We start from the raw sequence: 18,998 nt of genomic DNA on the forward strand, positions 1-18,998 counted from the left end.
GCTCAACTCCTCGCCGGTAGGTCCTGCTTCGTGTTACGCCAGGACAGACTCTGTCCGGCTGCGGTCGGTTGCACCCTACTTGGGGAAACCTTGCTCCGATTCCGGTGGGGCACAACCCATTCGTTCGCAGGCGTCGACCATTTCCCGCTCCACCTCGTCCAGGGCGCGGTCCGCCGCGACGGCCTTGGCGATCGACCGCGCGGCCGTCTGCACGGTGAGGGCGCGGGCCGGGGTGTCCAGAGCGGGCCAGGGGTCGCCGTCAGCGGGTACGGCCGGGCCGCCCGCCGCGCGGTAGGCGGTCAGGAAACGGGTCCACTCGTCTGGTGTGAGCAGCCCGCAGGCGAACCAGGCCGCGGGGCGGGCGAGGTCCCAGGCGGGGACGCCCACGCCGAGGTCGTCGACGTCGATGAGCAGCCACGGGCCGTCGGGGGCGGGATGCCGGACGAGCTGGCCGAGGTGGAGGTCGCCGTGGCACAGCGTGGTGGCGTCCGGCATCGGGGCCTCGGCGCGGGCCCAGGCGGGGAGGGTGGACCAGGCGCGCAGGACGGGGCCGGTGGCCGGGTGGTGGGCGGCCGTCATGCGGAGGCGGGTGACCGCGAGGGCTGCCTTCACGGGGCCGCGCATGGGAGGCAGGGGGGTGGTCGGCGCGGGCGCCCGGTGGAGGCGGGCGAGCAGGGTCGCCGCCTCCTCCCAGGGGGCCGCGTCCGGGTTCTCCGGGTCCACGGGGGTGCCGTAGGGCCAGAACGTGACGAGTCTGCCGTGCAGGTCGGCCGGGGTCGGGGCGAGCGGGGGGAGGAGGATGCCGGGGAGACGGGAGGCGGTGGTGAGGCGGGGGGTCAGGTCGGCGTGGGTGGTGTCCGGGGCGTGGGCCTTGGCGACGGTGCCGGCGTGACGGACGACGGTGGCGTCGGGGCGGTCGGCGAGGGTGGCGGTCGCCGTGCCGGTTGCTCCGCAGGGGCAGGCGGAGGTTGCCGAGTGGGCCTTGGCCTTGACTCGGGTGCTGAGCTGGGACAGCAGGGGGTGGGTCACGGGGCTGCGGCTCCTGGCACGTGCGGGCGGTTCGTTCGTGAGGGTACGCAGCCCGGTGACCTGAGTTGCCGCGAACCCCGCGTCGGCGCCGGCCTCGCTGGCGGCTCCGTACGTGCGGGCATGGCAATGCCGGCGCAGCTCCCCAGCTGCGCCGGCATTTCTTGCCGTCCGCCGCACCCCCGTCCCCACGGGGTTTCATGGGTGGATGTCCCCGCCCGGACCGCTCTTCCGGGCCTGGGGTCGCCGCTCAGCGCCCCAGCATCACTCCCACGGACGACGCTTGTGTGGCCACTGTCTCCCAGCCGTCGAAGACCAGGAGGAGCAGGGCCGCCAGGGGAAGGGCCATGAGCGTCGCCACCAAGGGGTGGCGACGGCCCGTGCGGCGGGGACGGGGCGCGAGGCGCCCCTGGGTGCGGAGCGGTGTCCGCGGTGCCGTGTGGGCCATGGTCCCTCTCCTGACCGTTCTGTTGTCGTCTGCAGCGGCGGGTGTCTGACCTCGGGGGACGAGTGCTGCACCCGCCGCTTGACCTCAAATCTAGGCGTTGGGCGGTCGGCGCACGTCATGCCCTCGTACCGATTGCCGGGCCTCCCGGAGGATGAGCCGTGACCTGCGGAGTACTCCCGTGGGTGGAGACGGGGGCCTAGGTCTCGGGGTCTTCCCGGAGGGGGCGCCCGCTGTGCCCCGCTTTCTCCGAGCTGTCCTCTCGCGGGATCGGCTGTTCGACCAGGGCCAGGACCCGGTTCGCCATGAAACGGGCCGTGCGGACGACGGATCCGTTGCGGGTGACTTCGCTCACTTCCACGACGCCTCGGCGCACCGCTGTCTCCACCCGGCGGCCCGCCCTGCTCGCCACCACCTCATAGGTACGCGTCGTGTCCCCGGCATCCACGACTATCTCCACGCGATCACCCTTCACGGGTTCAATCCCCCTTCTGCGACGGGTGGTTGGGATCACAGAACGCCCCAAGTCGCCCTGTTCGCGAGCTCCCTGACCACTCTTCAATTCTCCCACCCGGCACTGACAATCGATCGGGCCGAGAGGGCGCGGCCTCTGCGCGCGGCGGGCCGTGGAAACGTAAGCTGTGGCTCGTCACACGGACCGGGCAGCGGGGATGAACATGGCGATGATGCGCCTGAGGCGCGAGGACCCGCGCGTCGTCGGCTCGTTCAAGCTTCACAGAAGGCTCGGCGCGGGCGGGATGGGCGTGGTCTATCTAGGCTCCGACCGCAAGGGGCAGCGGGTCGCGCTCAAGGTGATCCGGCCCGATCTGGCCGAGGACCAGGAGTTCCGCTCCCGGTTCGCGCGTGAGGTGTCGGCGGCGCGGCGGATCCGTGGCGGCTGCACGGCGCGGCTGGTCGCAGCCGATCTCGACGCGGACCGGCCGTGGTTCGCCACCCAGTACGTGCCCGGACCTTCGCTGCACGACAAGGTCGTCGACGAGGGGCCGCTGGGCGCGGCCGACGTGGCCGCCGTCGGGGCCGCCCTGTCGGAGGGGCTGGTGGCGGTGCACGAGGCCGGCGTCGTGCACCGGGACCTCAAGCCGTCCAACATCCTGCTCTCCCCCAAGGGCCCGCGGATCATCGACTTCGGCATCGCCTGGGCGACGGGCGCCTCGACGCTCACCCATGTCGGCACCGCCGTGGGCTCCCCCGGCTTCCTCGCCCCGGAGCAGGTGCGCGGCGCCACGGTCACGCCCGCCACGGACGTGTTCTCGCTGGGCGCGACCCTGGCATACGCGTCGATGGGCGACTCGCCCTTCGGGCACGGCAGTTCCGAGGTGATGCTGTACCGCGTGGTGCACGAGGAGGCCCAGCTGCACGGCGTACCGGACGCTCTGGCTCCGCTGGTGCGGGCCTGTCTGGCGAAGGACCCGGAGGAGCGGCCCAGCACGCTCCAGTTGTCGCTGCGACTGAAGGAGATCGCGGCCCGGGAGGCGCAGGGACACGCGGAAGTACGGCCGCCCGCGCCGCGCGGTGGTGAGGCGGACCGGCCCACCGGGCGGCTCGCGGACAGTTATCCGGAGCGGGCGCCGCAGCGCCGTCCGCAGGGACAGGGGCAGGGACAGCAGGGCGGCCCGGGCGGCCAGGGCACTCCCCCGCCCCGGAGTGGTACGGGGTCGCGTGGTTCCGCTCCGGCGCGCGGCGGGGCGCCGTCGCGGGGTGGCAGTGCCTCGCGGGGCGGGAATCCGTCGTCTCGGTCCGGAGGGGCGCGGCCCTCGTCGGCCGGACGGAGCACGACCCGTTCCGGCGGCGGAAACCGCCCGGCGCCGCGCAGTGGTACGGGACGGCCGACCAGGGGCACGGGCACGGGGATGCGGCCCGCCAACCCGCGGCTGTTGCGCCAGCGGTTGTTCGTGTTCGTCGTGGTCACGCTGCTGGTGGCCCTCGCCATCGCCGCGGCCCAGGGCTGTCAGGGGCCCCCGCGCGGACTCGGCGGCGAGGGGGACGTCGTACGGAAGCAGCAGGAGCAGCAGGAGCAACCGCTCCGAAGCGGGCAGCCCGGCTATGAGCCGTTGGACGCGCCGCTGATGTCGGAGCGGCACGAGTCGACGTTCACGACGTCCGACTAGGACATTCTCGGAGGGGGCGGGGTGGGGTTCACCATTCAGCTTCGGCGCGGGGCGTCGACCGCGCGGACGGGGCGGGCGGCCGGGCCGCGACCGGTGGTGGGGGTGCTGGAGACGTACGTCGTCGACGACGAGGACGAGGAGTTCTGGGGAGCGGTCGCGCGGCTCGACCCGCGGCAGGTGCCGAGCCTGGCCGGCCTCGACGCGTACGCCGACACCACCCTGCGCGGAGCGGCGGTGGAGCGGATGGTGCGGGAGTTGCAGGAAGCCGATCCCGCCCGGCTCAGCGGCGCCGAACGTGCCGTGATGGAGCGGCTCTTGGCCTGGGGGCTGCGATGCCGGGCGGAGCGGGATCTGCACATCACGTTCTGCGGTGACTGACCAGGTGCGCCGCCCCGTGGCCTCGGGCTGCTCGGCCGTCGTCTAGAGCTGGGGCCGGCCCGTCGCCACGGCGTAGAACGCGACCGCGGCCGCCGCTCCCACGTTGAGTGAGTCGACGCCGTGGGCCATGGGAATGCGGACCCATTCGTCGGCGGCGACCAGGGCCTGGGTGGACAGGCCGTCGCCCTCGGCGCCAAGCATCAGGGCCACCCGGTCCATCCGGTGCGGGGCCGCCTCGTCGAGGGACCTGGCCTTGGCGTCCGGCGTGAGGGCGAGGAGGGTGAAGCCCGCCTCGCGCACCGACTCCAGGCCCTTGGGCCAGGAGTCGAGCCGGGCGTACGGCACCGAGAAGACCGCGCCCATGGAGACCTTCACGCTGCGGCGGTAGAGGGGGTCGGCGCAGTCCGGGGAGAGCAGGACCGCGTCCATGCCGAGCGCTGCGGCCGAGCGGAAGATCGCGCCGATGTTGGTGTGGTCGTTGACCGACTCCATGACGACGACCCGGCGGGCGGTCTGCAGGAGGTCGGCCGCCGTGGGCAACGGCTTGCGCTGCATCGAGGCGAGCGCGCCGCGGTGCACGTGGTAGCCGGTGACCTGCTCGGCTAGCTCGGGGCTGACCGCGTACACGGGGGCCGGGAGCTCGTCTATGACGTCGCGCATGACGTCGACCCACTTGGCGGACAGCAGCATCGAACGCATCTCGTACCCGGCGTCCTTGGCCCGTCGGATGACCTTCTCTCCCTCGGCGATGAACAGGCCCTCGGCCGGCTCGCGCTTGCGGCGCAGTTCGACGTCGGTCAGGCCCGTGTAGTCGTGCAGGCGCGGGTCGTCGGGGTCCTCGACGGTGATGAGATCGGCCACAGAGGTGATACTGCCTTGTCCTGGGTGCGGTGCCAACGGCTGGGAACGGGTTGTGTTACCCGCGGTTACTCAGAGGGCTGCCGGCCGACGTCGACGACCTCGCCGATGACGATGACCGCCGGGGGTTTGACCTCCCGCGTACGGACCGTCTCGGCGACCGTCGCCAGGGTCGCGTCGACCCGGCGCTGCGCGGCCGTCGTGCCCTCCTGCACGAGGGCCACCGGGGTGTCGGGGGACTTGCCGTGGGCGACCAGGGTCTCGGCGATCCTGCCGATCTTGTCGACGCCCATCAGGATCACCAGCGTGCCGGTGAGCTTCGCGAGGGAGGCCCAGTCCACCAGGGAGCGCTCGTCGTCGGGGGCGACATGGCCGCTGACCACCGTGAACTCGTGCGCGACCCCGCGGTGGGTGACCGGGATACCGGCCGCGCCAGGCACCGAGATCGAGCTGGAGATGCCCGGGACGACCGTGCAGGCGATGCCCGCCTCGGCGAGCGCCTGGAGCTCCTCCATGCCGCGGCCGAAGACGTACGGGTCGCCGCCCTTGAGCCGTACGACGGCCTTGCCCTGCTTGGCGTGTTCGATCAGGGCGTTGTTGATGGCCTCCTGGGCCATGAAGCGGCCGTACGGGATCTTCGCCGCGTCGATCACCTCGACGTGCGGGGGGAGTTCGGCGAGGAGGTCGCGCGGGCCGAGGCGGTCGGCGATGACGACGTCGGCCTCGGCGAGAAGACGGCGGCCGCGGACCGTGATCAGGTCCGGGTCGCCGGGGCCGCCGCCGACGAGGGCGACACCGGCGGCGCGGGTGCGGTGGTGGGGGGCGACGAGGGTGCCGTCCCGCAGGCCCTCCACGACCGCGTCGCGGATGGCGGCGGTGTGGCGGGGGTCGCGGCCGCGCGCGTTCAAGGTGAGGACGGCGATCGTGACGCCCTCACTGGTGCCGGTGGCCGGGGTCCATGCCGTCGCCTGGTCGGCGTCGTCGGAGCGGACGCACCAGACGCGGTGGCGCTCCGCTTCGCCCGAGGCGTGGGCGTTGGCCTCGGCGTCGCTGGTCGCGATCAGGGCGTACCAGGCTTCGGCGAGGTCGCCCTCGGCGTAGGGGCGCCGGTGCCAGGTGAGCTCGCCCGCGTCCGCCATGGCTTCCACCGACGGGGTCGCCTCGGGGGACACGAGGTGGATGTCCGCGCCCGCCGCGATCAGTGCGGGCAGGCGGCGCTGGGCGACCTGGCCGCCGCCGAGGACGACCACTCGGCGGCCGGTGAGGCGGAGGCCTACGGGGTAGGCGGGGTGTTCGGCCATGAGGTGCGGCTCCTGTTGCGGCGGTGCGGTAGCCCTGACGTGCGGATTTTACGGGGAGGGCGCGGGGGCGTCTTCGGGTGTCCGATGGCTGGGCGTGTGGCCTGGGGGGCGGGGCCGTGCACGGTCGTGCCGGCCCGCTCCGCCGAGCGGGACGCCTGGCGCGGGCTGAGCGGGGCGGTGGTGGTGCGGTGACGGTGCGACGCGGCGCCGTCAAGACGTCGTCGGCCGCCGCACCCGAGCGCAGGGCCACCCGGAACCGGAGTCCCGGGTGACCGCAGGTCTACTTCTCGGTCACCCCGGCGGAGTCGAACGTCGCCACCTCGTGCATGGCCCGTGCCGTGCTCTGTACCAGCGGCAGTGCCAGCAGGGCGCCCGTGCCCTCGCCCAGGCGGAGGTCCAGGTCGACCAGAGGGCGCAGGCCCAGCTTGTTGAGGGCGGCCACATGCCCGGGTTCCGCGCTGCGGTGGCCGGCGATGCAGGCCGCGAGGACCTCGGGCGCGATCGCGCGGGCGACCAGGGCGGCGGCGCCCGCGCTGACCCCGTCCAGGATCACCGGCGTACGCAGGGAGGCGCCGCCGAGCAGGAGGCCGACGATGGCGGCGTGTTCGAAACCGCCGATCGCGGCGAGCACCCCGATCGGGTCGGCCGGGTCCGGCTGGTGGAGTTCGAGGGCGCGGCGGACGACCTCGGTCTTGCGGGCGAGGGTCTCGTCGTTGATGCCGGTGCCGCGGCCGGTGACCTCGGCGGGGTCGGCGTCGGTGAAGACGGAGATGAGGGCGGCGGACGCGGTGGTGTTCGCGATGCCCATCTCGCCGGTGAGCAGGGCCTTGTTGCCTGCCGCCACCAGGTCACGGGCGGTCTCGATGCCCACCTCGATGGCCTGCTTGGCCTCCTCGCGGGTCATCGCGGAGCCGGTGGTCATGTCGGAGGTGCCCGCGCGGACCTTGCGGGGCAGCAGGCCGGGTGTCGCGGGCAGGTCCGCCGCCACACCCACGTCGACGACGCAGACCTCGGCGCCCACCTGCGCGGCGAAGGCGTTGCAGACCGCGCCGCCGCCGAGGAAGTTGGCGACCATCTGGGCCGTCACCTCCTGGGGCCACGGGGTGACGCCCTGGGCGTGGACGCCGTGGTCGCCGGCGAAGATCGCGACGGCCGCGGGCTCCGGGATGGGGGGCGGGCACTGGCGGGACAGGCCGGACAGCTGGGCGGAGATGATCTCCAGCATGCCGAGCGCGCCGGCCGGTTTGGTCATGCGCTTCTGCCGCTCCCAGGCCTCGCCGAGCGCCTTGGCGTCCAGCGGGCGGATCTGCGCGACGGTCTCGCCGAGCAGGTCGTGCGGCTCCTCGCCGGGCAGTGCGCGACGGCCGTACGTCTCCTCGTGGACGACCCACGACAGCGGGCGGCGCTTGGACCAGCCGGCCTGCATCAGCTCGGGCTCGTCCGGGAACTCGTCGACGTAGCCCACGCAGAGGTAGGCGATGACCTCGAGGTGCTCGGGCAGGCCGAGGGCGCGGACCATCTCGCGCTCGTCGAAGAAGCTGACCCAGCCGACGCCGAGGCCTTCGGCACGTGCGGCCAGCCAGAGGTTCTCGACGGCGAGCGCGGCGGAGTACGGGGCCATCTGCGGCTGGGTGTGCCGACCGAGCGTGTGGCGGCCGCCGCGGGTGGGGTCGGCGGTGACGACGATGTTGACCGGAGTGTCGAGGATCGCCTCGATCTTCAGTTCCTTGAACTGTTTCGCACGGCCCTTGGGGAGGGACTTGGCGTAGGCGTCCCGCTGGCGCATGGCCAGTTCGTGCATGCTGCCGCGGGTCTCCGCCGAGCGGATGACGACGAAGTCCCAGGGCTGCGAGTGGCCCACGGAGGGAGCGGTGTGCGCGGCCTCCAGGACGCGGAGCAGCACCTCGTGCGGGATCGGGTCGCTGCGGAAGCCGTTGCGGATGTCGCGCCGCTCGCGCATGACCTTCAGGACGGCCTCGCGCTCGGCGTCGTCGTAGGCGGGCGCGGCCGGGCCGGTGGACTGTCGTACGTCTTCCACGGGCGCCGTGCTCATTTCTTCCTGGTCCTGCGGGTCCTGCGGGTTCTGCGGATCCTGCGGGTCTTCCTGGTCGGCGGCCCTGGTGTCCAGGTCCTCCGCGTGCTGTACGAGTTCGGGGTCGCCCTCGCGGGGTGTGGGGACGGCGGCCACCGGTTCGGCCGCCTCCGGGGCCTCCAGTGCCTCCGGGGGGAGCGTCAAGGCCTGCGCGGGAGCCGGCGCGAGATGCGGAGTCGTCGGCACCGAGCCCTCGACCGGCACGAACTGGCCCAGGGGCTGGTCGGCGTGGGGCTGCGGGAGCGGTCCCGCCGGAGCGTCGGCGGCCACGAACCGGGCCTGCGCCTCGGGCAGTTCGGCACCCGACGGGTGGGGGGCGGTCGCGTCCGCCGAGTCGTCGGGGGCGGCCGGGGCCGAGGCCGGGGCGTCCGCGGGGATGAGCGTGGCGGCTGCGTCCGCGACGCCTTCCTGCGCGAGGGACGCGTCCGTGACGAGCTGGGGGCCCTGCGCGTCCTGGCCGGGCTGCGCGTCCGCGAGCGGCGGCAGGCACTGCTCCGGCGCGGTCGGGTCGGCTTCGCCGTGCTGGGGCGACTGCTCGGGAGTCATGGCCACGGGGGCCTCCTCGACGGGCGCCGCCCCGGCGGAGACGTCCACGGGCTGCGGGGCCTGCGCGGCGTCCGGGAAGGGGACGGCTTCGGGGACGATCTGTAGGTGCTCGGCGCCGTCGGCCGCAGGAGGCTGAACGGCGTGCTGAGCGGGGGCTTCAGGAAGCGGCACGGCTTCCTGAGCGACGGTTTCGGGGGTCGGCGCGGGGGCCGACAGGGTGTCGGCTCCGATGGTTTCGGGCTCGGCGGCGGGCTGTTCGGCGGCCGCTTCGAAGTCGGGGGCGGGCTCGGCGGGGGCGGGCTGCGGGGCGGTGGCCTCCGGCACGGGGTCGGGCTGCGGCGCGGGAGCGGGCTGCGGCGCCTGGACGAGCTCGGGGTCGACGGCATCGGGGTCGACGGCATCGGGGTCGACGGCATCGGGGTCGACGGCATCGGGCGCGGTCGGGATCTCGGGGGTCGCGGGCTCAGCCACCGGCAGGGCCTCGGCCACCGGTGCCGCCTCCGCCGCCGGGTCCGCCTCGGCCGCTACGTCGGTCTCGGCCGCCAGGTCGGTCTCGGCCACCGGGTCCGCCTCGACAGGGAGCGCGTGCTCCGGCATCGGTACCGGCTCCGCGGCGGGGGCGGGGGCAGGGGCGGCTTCCTGGACAGGAGCGGCCTGCGGTGCCGGCTCGGTGTCCGCGGGGACTTCGGCCGCGGGTACCTGCGCGGCATCGACGCCCGGCTGGCCTGGGTCGACGAGCGAGTCCGCGCCCTGCTCCGGCGTGACCTCGCCGACGAGCTCGGCGCCTTCGGCCGGCACCTCCTCCGCCGCGACGTGCTCGGCGTCCACGGCGGCAGCGGCCTCGACCACGGCGTCCGGCGTGTGCTCTTCTCCAGCGGCCGGCACGGTCACCGGCACCTGCCCGGCCTCCGGGGCCGGCGTCGCTCTGGGAACCTGCGCAACGTCGCCGCCCGGCACCGCCTCACCGGCCGGTGCGTCGCCGCCCTGCGGAGCCTGAGCGGCGTACTCGCCCTCCTGGACCTCCGCGTCCGGTACTCCGTGCCCCCCGGCGTCCTGACCTGACGGTTCCTGGGCGAGCTCGCCACCCTGGCCGTCGGGAACCGGTGCCACCGCGACGTCCTCAGTGCCGGGGGCCTCGGCGAACCCGACACCCTCGCCGGCGTCCGGCAGCTGTACGAAGCCGCTGTCGGGCATCTGTGCGAAACCGGCGGCCTGGCCGTCCGGGACCTGCTCGATCCCGGCGCTCTGCACCTCCGCGGGCTGAGGGACGACGCCGCTCCGGGCCTCCGCAGCCGCCGCGTCCGACGGGTCGCCCAGCGCCTCCGCCTCGGCAACCGTCGCCTCGACCGGCGGAGCGTCCACAACGCCCGCGGCCTGCGCGGTCGTCGCGGCCTCCGTCGCGAGGCGGGCCACCGCGGCCTGGGCCGCGCCCACCGGCTCGGGCTCGGGGCCCGGCGCCGGAACAACCGTTTCGGCAGCCGCCACCCCAGCGTGCACCGGTGCCTGGACCGCGCCCGGGACGGGGGCGGCACCCCAGGGCGTCGCGCCCTGGGGCGGCATCTCGCGGAGCTGCTGCGGGACGTCGAGGTACTCGGGGCCGCTCGTGGGCGGACCGGCATGACGTGCCGGCGCTCCGACGGCGCCACGGTCGGCGAGGGAGCGGACCGGGCTCGCGGAGGTGTCCGGGATGGGCGGGCCGAGGTGCAGCGGGCGGCGGGGCGGGACCGGCATGGATGCCGGAACGGGGTTGGGGAGGCGGACGCCGTTGAGGTCGACGGAGCCGCTGTCGCGGCCGGACATCTCGTGCGGGCCGGGCTCGTGGACCGTCTCGACCACCGGCTCCGGCGCGGGTGGGGCGACCTCGTTGCCCCAGGGGCTCTGGGCGCCCGGCAGCAGCAACAGGTCTTCGTCCTCGGCGGTGGTCTCGGAGAGGTAGGTGTACGCACCGTGCGCGGAGACGCCCGGCTGCTCCACCATGCCTGCGTTCTCCGGCAGTCCCTCGCCCGGAACCTGGCCGGTGTCGGTCATGCGTACCCCTCGCCCATCGGTTAGTGCTCCTACGGCCGGCTCACCCGGAACGGCGCACCGACCGCCCCGCAGTGAAGAACGAGCGTGCGTGCCCAGCGGCACGAACGACCCGTCGCCAAAAGACGACAAAGCCATTAACTGGCATTGTCGCGGCCGTCGCGCCATCGCGACAGCTTGATCCGCGACGGCCCGCTGTGGACTGCGCCACGTTGCGCGTCCTCCGGTTTTCGCAGTACCACACCCACCCCAAAAGGGGCGTGTTTTCCGGACATTGGCCTACGAAGCGCCGGGCGTCCGAGTGCGGTACAACGATCGGCCAGCCTACCGCGCGCAGTACGACAACAGGATCACGGGGACACGATCCGGGACGGAACAGGAATCAGGCCGTGCGGTCCGGCAGCAGGCCGCTGAGCAGGAACGCGACGCTCCGCTCGGTCTCCGTCCAGGCCCTGGTGTCGAGTTCGACGGACTGAACGAGGGCGCATTCGACCTGGTAGCCGTGCTCGGTCAGGTCGCGGCCGACGAGTTCGGCCGCGTCCCGGGTCGCGGCGTGCGTCACGATGCGCTGCGGGCGGCGGTCGGCCACGGCCGAGACCACGGCCGCTCCCCCACCGCCGACGCGGACGACGTCCGGTTCGGGCAGGTTCTCCAGGATGTGCGGGGCGGCGCCGCGCACGATCTGCACCTGCGCCCCGAGGCCGCGTGCGGCCGCCTCGGTGCGGGCGCACGCCTCCAGTTCCCGGTCGACGGCGATGACGGCCGCCCCGGCCCGTGCCGCCTCGGTGGCGAAGGCGCCACTGCCGCAGCCGATGTCCCAGACGAGGTCGCCGACGCGCGGTCCGAGCCGGGCGAGTTGGGCCGCGCGCAGCACTTCGGTCTCGCCCTCGCCGAGCCGGCCGCCGTACGCCTTCGCGGGCAGGACCCAGCCGCGCGGGCCGGTGCCCGGGTCGCGTCCGGCGATCCAGCCGCCGTCTCCAGCGCCACCCGGTCCGGCCGTTCCGCCGATGACGATGACCACGTTCGGGTCGCGCCAGATGTGGTCGGCGGCCTTGTCGGAGGTGACGACCGTGACCTGCTCGCGGTCGGTGCCCAGTTCCTCGCAGATGACGAAGGTGCGGTGGACGCCCTCCAGGAGGAGACCGAGTTCGGCGGGGCCGGCGCCGGGCGAGGTGAGGACGGCGACCTTGGTGTGGGCGCGGCACACGTTCACCGCACGGCGCAGGGTGCGTCGGTGTGCGACGACCACCTGTGCGTCGTCCCAGGGCATCCCGGCGCGGGCGAAGGCGGTGGCGACGGAGGAGACGGCGGGGACGACCTCCACCTCCAGGCCGAACTCCGGTGCGCGCAGGGTCCGTACGACTCCGAAGAAGCCGGGGTCGCCGTCGGCGAGCACGACCGCGGTGCCGCGGTGGCCGGCGACGCGGCGGGCGGCGAGGGCGACACTTCCGAGGCGGACGCGCTCGGCGCCGGGCGGCACCTCGGGGAGCGCCAGGTGGTGGGCGGCACCGGCCACCAGCGTGGCGGCACCCAGGGCGGAGCGTGCCGCGGCGGTCAGCGGCGAGCCGTCCCAGCCGATCACCGTGACCCGGTCGGCCATCGTCTCTCAGTCTCCTGGGGAGGTGCGCGGATTGTCAGGGGGAGCCCGGAGGGGGCTCGGTGAGAGTACCTGGTGAAGTCGGGCGGGTCTCGTGTCCCCCTCGTTCAGTTCCAGTCCGAGAACGACGTGAAACCGTCGGAGTCGGCCAGCTGCTCGCCCGCGCCGTCGAGGTCCTCCGGCAGGAGACTCCACACGATGAAGTCCGTGCGCACGTCGGTCCAGGTGCCGTCCTCGGTGCGGACGTGCGCTATGCAGGCGTTGCGCAGGACGCCCTCGCTGATGCAGCCGATCTTCTGGGCGACCTGCTGGGAGGCGGTGTTGTCGGCCGCCGTGCGCAACTCGATGCGCTCGAGCTTCTGGTCGCCCAGGAGCCACTGGGCGGTGGCCAGGGCGGCCTCCGAGGCGTAGCCCTCGCCGCGGGCCCAGGGGGCGATGACGTAGGACAGTTCGGTGGACCTGATGTGCCAGTTCGTCTTGCCGAGTTGGACGATGCCGACCAGGCGCTGGGTGAGGAACTCGGTGACGGCGAGGTCGAGGCCGCGGCCGGCCTCGCGTTCGGCGGGCGCGTGCTCGGTGATCCAGGTGTGGGCCGCGTCCTCGGTGAAGGGCTGGGGGACGTCGGTCCACGCCGCGACCTGCTCGTCGTTCATCATGGCGGCCAGCGCGGGCACGTCGTCCTCGTCGAGGGGACGCAGCACCAACCGCTCCGTGCTGATGGAGATGTTGGGGAAGGTGCCAGTCATGCGCCGCTCCGTAACCGTCGGGAAACCTTCAGCCTGCTGAACTGCCCAGCATGCAGCATGCAAGCACCCCGTCGCACGACGGGGCCCACTCCGTGTCATGGAGTGAGCCCCGTGCGTGGCGATACGCCGTATACGCCCCGAGCGCGGCAGTTGGGCGCTGTCGCGGCGCGCAGGCCGATCAGAAGGACGCGATGACGGACCCGGCGTACTTGTCCTGGATGAACTTCTTCACCTCGGCGGAGGTGAGGAGCTTGGCGAGCTTCTTCACGCGCGGGTCGTCCTCGTTGCCCTCCTTGACGGCGAGGAAGTTGCCGTACGGGCTGTTCTTCGCGGACTCCAGGACGAGGGCCTCCGTGGCGGGCTTCAGGTCCGCGGAGATGGCGTAGTTGCCGTTGACGACGGCGGCGTCCACGTCGTCGAGGGAGCGCACGGTCTGGGCCGCCTCGACCTCCTTGAACTTGAGCTTCTTCGGGTTCCCGACGATGTCCTGCGGGGTCGCCTCGTTGCCGACGCCGTCCTTGAGGGTGATGAGCTTGTCGTCAGCCAGCAGCTTCAGGGCGCGCGCCTCGTTGACCGCGTCGTTGGGGAGGGCGACGGTCGCACCGCTCTTCAGCTCGTCGGCGCTCTTGACCTTGTGGGAGTAGAGGCCGAGCGGCTCCAGGTGCACCGTGACGACGGGCACGATGTGGGTGCCGCGCTTCTTGTTGAAGTCGTCGAGGTAGGGCTGGTTCTGGAAGTAGTTGGCGTCCACCGAGCCGTCCTCGGTCGCCGTGTTCGGCACGATGTAGTCCTGGAACTCCTTGACCTCGAGGTCGAGGCCCGCCTTCTCGGCCAGGTTGTCCTTGACGTAGTTCAGGATCTCGGCGTGCGGGGTGGGGCTCGCGGCGACGACCAGCGGTCCGCTGGTGTCGGAGGCGGAGTCGCCCGAACCGCAGGCGGTGAGCCCGAGGGTGAGGGCTCCGGCGGCGAGGGCGGCGGTGGTGAACTTGGCGGTGTTACGCACGAAAAGTGCCTTTCCTTATGGGTGGAGCGACCCCGTGGTGGGTGTGACGGGGAAATCTGCGGGGGTGGGCGGGGGTGTTCAGGCGACCTTGCCGACCTCGGCCGTCGCCGGCTCCTTGGCCCTCAGCAGGCGCAGCCTCGGCCCGGGGCCGGAGTGCCCGGCGCGCCGGTGCAGGGAGCGGGCCGCGTAGTCGCCGGCGAACTGGATGACCGAGATGACCACGGCGAGGATCGCCACGGTGATCCACATCAGTTGGGTCTCGAAGCGCTGGTAGCCGTAGCGGATGGCGATGTCACCGAGGCCGCCGGCACCGACCGTGCCGGCCATCGCGGAGTAGCCGATGAGGGCGACGACCGTGGTCGTGGTGCTGGAGATCAGCGACGGCAGCGACTCGGGTACGAGGACCTTGCGTACGACCGTCCAGGTGTTGCCGCCCATCGACTGGACGGCCTCGACGAGTCCGCCGTCCACCTCGCGGACGGCCGTCTCGACCAGGCGCGCGAAGAAGGGGATGGCGCCGATCGCGAGCGGCACGATCGCGGCCTCACGGCCGATGGTCGTCCCGGTGATCGAGCGGGTGAAGCCCATCAGCGCGACCATCAGGATGATGAACGGCATCGAGCGGGCGACGTTCACCACCTGCCCGATGACCTTGTTGGCGACCACGTTCTGCAGGAGTCCGCCGCGGTCGGTGAGGACGAGCAGGATGCCGAGCGGAAGGCCTCCGACAACCGCGATCAGCGTGGACCAGCCGACCATGTAGAGGGTGTCCCAACACGCCTGCTCCAGCAGGGGCTGCATCTGCGACCAGGTCACTTGGCACCTTCCTTCACCAGCACGGGCTCCTGGCCCGGTTCGCCGACCACGTCGATCTGCAGGCCCTGCTCGCGCAGGAAGCCGATCGGTACGACGTTGTCCTCGTAGTGGCCCGGCAGTTCGATGCGCATCCGGCCGACCTGGAGGCCGCCGACGGTGTCGATGGCGGCGCCGAGGATCGATATGTCGATGTTGTAGGTGCGTGAGAGCTGGGAGATGACCGGCTGGGTGGCGGCCTCGCCCTGGAAGGTGACGTCGACGACGGTCCGGTCGCTGCCGGAGGCCTCGCCACCCACCGGGAACAGGGCGGCGGCCAGCTTGGAGTCCGGAGTGGCCAGCAGCTCGCTGACCGTGCCGGACTCCACGAGGCGCCCCTTCTCCATGAGGGCGGCCGAGTCGCAGATCGACTTCACGACGTCCATCTCGTGGGTGATGAGCAGGACGGTCAGGCCCAGCTGCCGGTTCAGGTCACGCAGCAGCTGGAGGATGGAGCGCGTGGTCTCCGGGTCGAGGGCGCTGGTGGCCTCGTCGGACAGCAGGACCTTGGGGTCGCCGGCCAGGGCGCGGGCGATGCCGACACGCTGCTTCTGACCGCCGGAGAGCTGGGCCGGGTAGGCCCCCGCCTTGTCGGCGAGTCCCACCAGGTCGAGCAGTTCCAGGGCCTTGCGCGAGCGGTCCCTGCCCGACTTGCCGAGGATCTCCAGCGGCAGCTCGACGTTGTCCCGCACGGTCCGGGTGGACAGCAGGTTGAAGTGCTGGAAGACCATGCCGATGCGGCTGCGCGCCCGGCGGAGTTCACGGCCGGCGCGCGGCCCGCGCCCGGCGAGGGCGGTGAGGTCCTGCCCGGCGACGGTCACCGTCCCTGCGGTGGGGCGCTCCAGGAGGTTGACGCAGCGGATGAGTGAGGACTTGCCGGCGCCGGACTGGCCGATGACGCCGTAGACCTCGCCTTCGCGGACATGGAGATCGACGCCGTCGAGGGCGGTGACCTCGCGGCCGCGGGAGCGGTCAGCCCGATAGATTTTCGTCAGGCCCGAGGTGGTGATCACGTGGGTTTCCGTCACTGTCGAGTGCAGGGCGTGGGTGTGCCCTGGCGGGTGCATTCGGTCGGGAACGCGGCACGGTTCTCGTGCGGTGGCGTGGGGAACCGGGGAGAACATGTGCGCGGGGCGGCGTCAGTCACGTACGGGCTTCACGGCGTACGGACATGCCACGGCGTCTCGCTTCGGGGCGCGAGGCTCGGGGTGGTGCGGGGGCCCTCTAGAAGGCGCACATTCGACACATACAACGAGCACCGGGCGTCATGGTCGCCTCGGTCGCAAGGGTGCGGCTGCTCGTCGTGGTCATGCGATCAGTAAAGCAGACGTACGGTCCTGACAAAGTGCCGCTGTCCGGATGCCGGACAGCGGCGGACGCGGGTCAGGCGCGGACGGAGATCTCCACTCCCCCGTCGGTGACCAGGACGGACAAGGCCGACAGGTCCTTCACCACCAGGTCGGCCTCGAGTTCGTGGGCCTGGTGGGTTGTGGTCAATGCCACGGTGGTCATACCGGCGGCGCGGCCCGCCCGCAGACCGGCCGGGGCGTCCTCGAAGACGACACAGCGGGCCGGGTCGACGCCCAGTTCGCGGGCGGCGAGGAGGTAGGGCTCGGGGTGGGGCTTGCCGTGCGTGACGTCGTCGGCGGCGATCAGGGTCTTGGGCAGGATGCCGACGGCGTCGAGGCGGGCCTCGGCGAGGCGGCGGGTGGCGGAGGTGACGACGGCCCAGCGCTCGGCGGGCAGTGCGTCGAGGAACCCCTTGGTGCCGGGCAGCAGGTGGACGCCGTCGTTCGGCACGTCCTCCACCTCCAGCTGCTCGATCCGCGCGAGGGCCTGCGGGACCACGTCGGTCGGCAACAGGTCGGCGGCTATCTCCACGGCCGGCCGCCCGTGCAGTTCGACGCGGGCGAACTCCTCGGCGGTGATCCCGTACTCCACGGCCCACCGGGTCCAGCAGCGGTCCACCGAGGCGAGGGAGGAGACGAGGGTTCCGTCGTTGTCGAACAGGAGGGCTTGGGCGTGGATCTTCATGCCCTCGACCCTACGGTGCAGGCCGGGGTCGGCGGCATCGGGTCTTTTGGCCCGTAATAGGGTCGCGGCATGCTTGCTGTCCTGACGCTGGTGACCGGCGTCGCCGCGCTTCTGCTCGCCGCGTGGTGCGGCTGGGCCGCGTACCGTGACCAGCCGACCAAGGACTGGCACTTCATCGGCATGGCCGTGGTGTCCGTACTGGCCCTGGTCCAGCTGGTGGTGGGGATCGTGCAGTTGGCGCGGGGCGAGAAGCCGGAGCAGGGCACGACGATCTTCGTGGCGTATCTGCTGGGCGCGTTCGCGTGCGTCCCCGCGGCCGGGTTCATGTCCCTGGGCGAGCGGACGCGGTGGGGGTCGGTGACGGTCGCCGCCGGCGGTGTGGTGCTGGCGGTGCTGGAGGTGCGGCTCTATGACATCTGGGGAGGCTGAGGTGGTCGTGACACAGGAGAGGCCGACGCGACTGACCAGCGGTCCGGGGACACTGCTCGTGTGGCTGTACGGCGTGATGGTCGTCGGTGCGGTGTCGCGCTCGATCTACCAGATCGCGACGGAGTTCGACCGGGCGCCGCTCGCGTACACGCTGTCCGCGCTGGCCGGTCTCGTCTACGGCTTCATCACCTACACCCTGGTGCGCGGAGGCGAGAAGGCCCGCAGGGCGGCGCTGGTGTGCTGCGCCGCCGAGCTGGTGGGCGTGCTGACGGTCGGCACCTGGACGCTGGTGGACCCCTCGGCGTTCCCGGACGCGACCGTCTGGTCGGACTACGGCATGGGGTACGTCTTCATCCCGGTGCTGCTGCCCCTGTCGGCCATCTACTGGCTGCGCAGGGCGCGAACCGCCTAGAACCTCTCAGGCGGTGGCGACGTAGGCCCCCGCCGGCTTCTCCAGGACGATCATCGGCACGCCGTCGGCGCCCTCGGACGTGCCCACCGTCTGGTATCCCACCCGGCGGTACAGCCGGAGGTTGCCCTCGCTGCGGTGGCCCGTGTGCAGGCGGAACTTCTTGGCGCCGCGCTCCTCCGCGAGGGCCGACTCGGCCGCCCGCAGGAGCCGGGCGCCGATCCCGTGGCCCTGGAGACGGGGGTGGACGCAGAGCTTGCCGATGGCGGCGGCACCGTCCTCGCTCACCGCGCCGCGTACCGAGCCGACCACCTCCTCGCCGAGCCGGGCCACGAAGACGCAGTCCCCGGCGACCTCCTCCCGGACCGAGTCCAGGCTCTGGACCAGCGGGTCGATGCGGTAGTTGCCGTACAGCGCCGCCTCACTCTGGAAGCACAGGTACTGCAGCCTGAAGATCTGCTCCGCGTCCTGCTCGGTCGCCGCCGAGATGGTCACGCTCATGCCCATGTGCGCACGCCTCCCGCTCACCTGATCGCCTGTTGTCCTCACTCCTATCCCCGTGCTCCGTGAGCCGCAACCTCCGGCGCGAGCAATCGCCGCAGACATCCCAGGCATCTGGAACGTTCCGGACCGAGACTGCCCTGTGAGATACCCAACTCCCCCGCGATCTCCCGGTAGGTGAGGTCCCTGGGCGACAGGAGGGCCGCCATCAGCCGGGGGCAGCGGCCGGGCAGCCGGCGTACGGCGTCGTGGAGGGCGCGGCGGCGGGCCGAGGCGAGGGCGAGCTGTTCGGGGGTGCGGCCGCCGTCGTCGGCCGGCTCCATGCCGTACGGCCGTTCGACCCGGGTCGTACGGCGGGTGCGGCGGGACTCGGAGCGGACGGCGCGGCGGAGCCAGCCGTGCGGGTCGGGCGGCGGGCCCTGGGTGTCCAGGTGCTCCAGGAGGCGGACCCAGACCGCCTGTTCCAGGTCGCCCGGTTCGGTACCGGTGGCATGTGCCTCGGCGAAGGCCTCGGCGGTGAGCAGGGGGCGCAGGGTGGTGACGAGGTCGTGCGTCATATGCAGGGCGACGCGGCCGCCCGGGTCGTGGGTTGCCCGGGCGGCCGGCTGTTCACCCCAACCGGTGCCG

The 18,998-nt window shown here is 72.8% G+C and carries 18 protein-coding genes; 4 read left to right on the forward strand and 14 right to left on the reverse strand.

Translation table 11 applies throughout. The features are described 5' to 3' along the window. Positions 1–75: 75 nt before the first annotated feature. The 3 genes from AQJ84_RS25465 to AQJ84_RS25475 form a co-directional block, all read right to left on the reverse strand. Positions 76–1,029, reverse strand: coding sequence for a phosphotransferase family protein (locus AQJ84_RS25465; protein WP_030038487.1), 954 nt, complete (start codon positions 1,027–1,029; stop codon positions 76–78). Positions 1,030–1,276: 247 nt separating this feature from the next. Then, positions 1,277–1,474, reverse strand: coding sequence for a hypothetical protein (locus AQJ84_RS25470; RefSeq protein WP_030038486.1), 198 nt, complete (start codon positions 1,472–1,474; stop codon positions 1,277–1,279). 196 nt (positions 1,475–1,670) lie between these two features. After that, a complete protein-coding gene (locus tag AQJ84_RS25475) occupies positions 1,671–1,946 on the reverse strand; it encodes a hypothetical protein (protein WP_030038485.1) in 276 nt (91 codons plus the stop codon). Between the two features lie 196 nt (positions 1,947–2,142). Between AQJ84_RS25475 and AQJ84_RS25480 the strand changes: the two genes are divergently transcribed. Then, positions 2,143–3,600: a serine/threonine-protein kinase gene (locus AQJ84_RS25480; RefSeq protein ID WP_053192364.1), complete on the forward strand. Its 1,458-nt coding sequence runs from the start codon at positions 2,143–2,145 to the stop codon at positions 3,598–3,600. A 21-nt stretch (positions 3,601–3,621) separates the two neighbouring features. Continuing rightward, positions 3,622–3,978, forward strand: coding sequence for a hypothetical protein (locus AQJ84_RS25485; RefSeq protein ID WP_157874998.1), 357 nt, complete (start codon positions 3,622–3,624; stop codon positions 3,976–3,978). Positions 3,979–4,020: 42 nt separating this feature from the next. On the opposite strand, the gene AQJ84_RS25490 is transcribed toward AQJ84_RS25485, so the two are convergent. The 9 genes from AQJ84_RS25490 to AQJ84_RS25530 all read right to left on the reverse strand — a co-directional run bounded on the left by AQJ84_RS25490 (position 4,021) and on the right by AQJ84_RS25530 (position 17,032). After that, positions 4,021–4,839: a TrmH family RNA methyltransferase gene (locus AQJ84_RS25490; protein ID WP_053192360.1), complete on the reverse strand. Its 819-nt coding sequence runs from the start codon at positions 4,837–4,839 to the stop codon at positions 4,021–4,023. Between the two features lie 65 nt (positions 4,840–4,904). Beyond that, a complete protein-coding gene (gene cobA, locus AQJ84_RS25495) occupies positions 4,905–6,137 on the reverse strand; it encodes a uroporphyrinogen-III C-methyltransferase (protein WP_053192358.1) in 1,233 nt (410 codons plus the stop codon). 280 nt (positions 6,138–6,417) lie between these two features. Further along, on the reverse strand, positions 6,418–10,803 hold the full coding sequence (gene cobT, locus AQJ84_RS25500) for a nicotinate-nucleotide--dimethylbenzimidazole phosphoribosyltransferase (RefSeq protein WP_059198868.1): 4,386 nt from the start codon (positions 10,801–10,803) through the stop codon (positions 6,418–6,420). Between the two features lie 379 nt (positions 10,804–11,182). Further along, positions 11,183–12,400: a precorrin-6y C5,15-methyltransferase (decarboxylating) subunit CbiE gene (cbiE, locus tag AQJ84_RS25505; RefSeq protein WP_030038475.1), complete on the reverse strand. Its 1,218-nt coding sequence runs from the start codon at positions 12,398–12,400 to the stop codon at positions 11,183–11,185. A 104-nt stretch (positions 12,401–12,504) separates the two neighbouring features. Further along, complete coding sequence (locus AQJ84_RS25510) at positions 12,505–13,143, reverse strand: GNAT family N-acetyltransferase (RefSeq protein ID WP_030038474.1); 639 nt, start codon at positions 13,141–13,143, stop codon at positions 12,505–12,507. Positions 13,144–13,321: 178 nt separating this feature from the next. Next, complete coding sequence (locus tag AQJ84_RS25515) at positions 13,322–14,146, reverse strand: MetQ/NlpA family ABC transporter substrate-binding protein (protein ID WP_030038473.1); 825 nt, start codon at positions 14,144–14,146, stop codon at positions 13,322–13,324. A 78-nt stretch (positions 14,147–14,224) separates the two neighbouring features. Then, positions 14,225–14,962 (reverse strand): methionine ABC transporter permease, encoded by a 738-nt coding sequence (locus tag AQJ84_RS25520; protein WP_053190228.1) that lies wholly within the window; start codon positions 14,960–14,962, stop codon positions 14,225–14,227. Continuing rightward, on the reverse strand, positions 14,959–16,065 hold the full coding sequence (locus AQJ84_RS25525) for a methionine ABC transporter ATP-binding protein (RefSeq protein WP_078631610.1): 1,107 nt from the start codon (positions 16,063–16,065) through the stop codon (positions 14,959–14,961). Before AQJ84_RS25525 ends, AQJ84_RS25520 begins: the two co-directional genes overlap by 4 nt. 316 nt (positions 16,066–16,381) lie before the next feature. Beyond that, the gene (locus AQJ84_RS25530; RefSeq protein ID WP_030038469.1) at positions 16,382–17,032 is read right to left on the reverse strand and encodes an HAD family hydrolase; all 651 of its coding nucleotides are present in this window, start codon (positions 17,030–17,032) and stop codon (positions 16,382–16,384) included. 69 nt (positions 17,033–17,101) lie between these two features. Between AQJ84_RS25530 and AQJ84_RS25535 the strand changes: the two genes are divergently transcribed. Together AQJ84_RS25535 and AQJ84_RS25540 are read left to right on the forward strand one after the other, a co-directional pair. Then, positions 17,102–17,461: a hypothetical protein gene (locus tag AQJ84_RS25535; RefSeq protein WP_030038468.1), complete on the forward strand. Its 360-nt coding sequence runs from the start codon at positions 17,102–17,104 to the stop codon at positions 17,459–17,461. Continuing rightward, positions 17,442–17,873, forward strand: a complete 432-nt coding sequence (locus tag AQJ84_RS25540; protein WP_030038467.1) for a hypothetical protein — start codon at positions 17,442–17,444, stop codon at positions 17,871–17,873. The genes AQJ84_RS25535 and AQJ84_RS25540 overlap by 20 nt, the downstream gene beginning before the upstream one ends. A gap of 6 nt (positions 17,874–17,879) precedes the next feature. Here AQJ84_RS25540 and AQJ84_RS25545 read toward each other — a convergent pair whose 3' ends face one another. Together AQJ84_RS25545 and AQJ84_RS25550 are read right to left on the reverse strand one after the other, a co-directional pair. After that, positions 17,880–18,377, reverse strand: a complete 498-nt coding sequence (locus tag AQJ84_RS25545) for a GNAT family N-acetyltransferase (RefSeq protein ID WP_030038466.1) — start codon at positions 18,375–18,377, stop codon at positions 17,880–17,882. A gap of 44 nt (positions 18,378–18,421) precedes the next feature. Further along, positions 18,422–18,928: an RNA polymerase sigma factor gene (locus AQJ84_RS25550; RefSeq protein WP_053190227.1), complete on the reverse strand. Its 507-nt coding sequence runs from the start codon at positions 18,926–18,928 to the stop codon at positions 18,422–18,424. Between the last annotated feature and the right edge of the window lie 70 nt (positions 18,929–18,998).

This window comes from Streptomyces resistomycificus (assembly GCF_001514265.1).
Lineage (GTDB): Bacteria > Actinomycetota > Actinomycetes > Streptomycetales > Streptomycetaceae > Streptomyces > Streptomyces resistomycificus.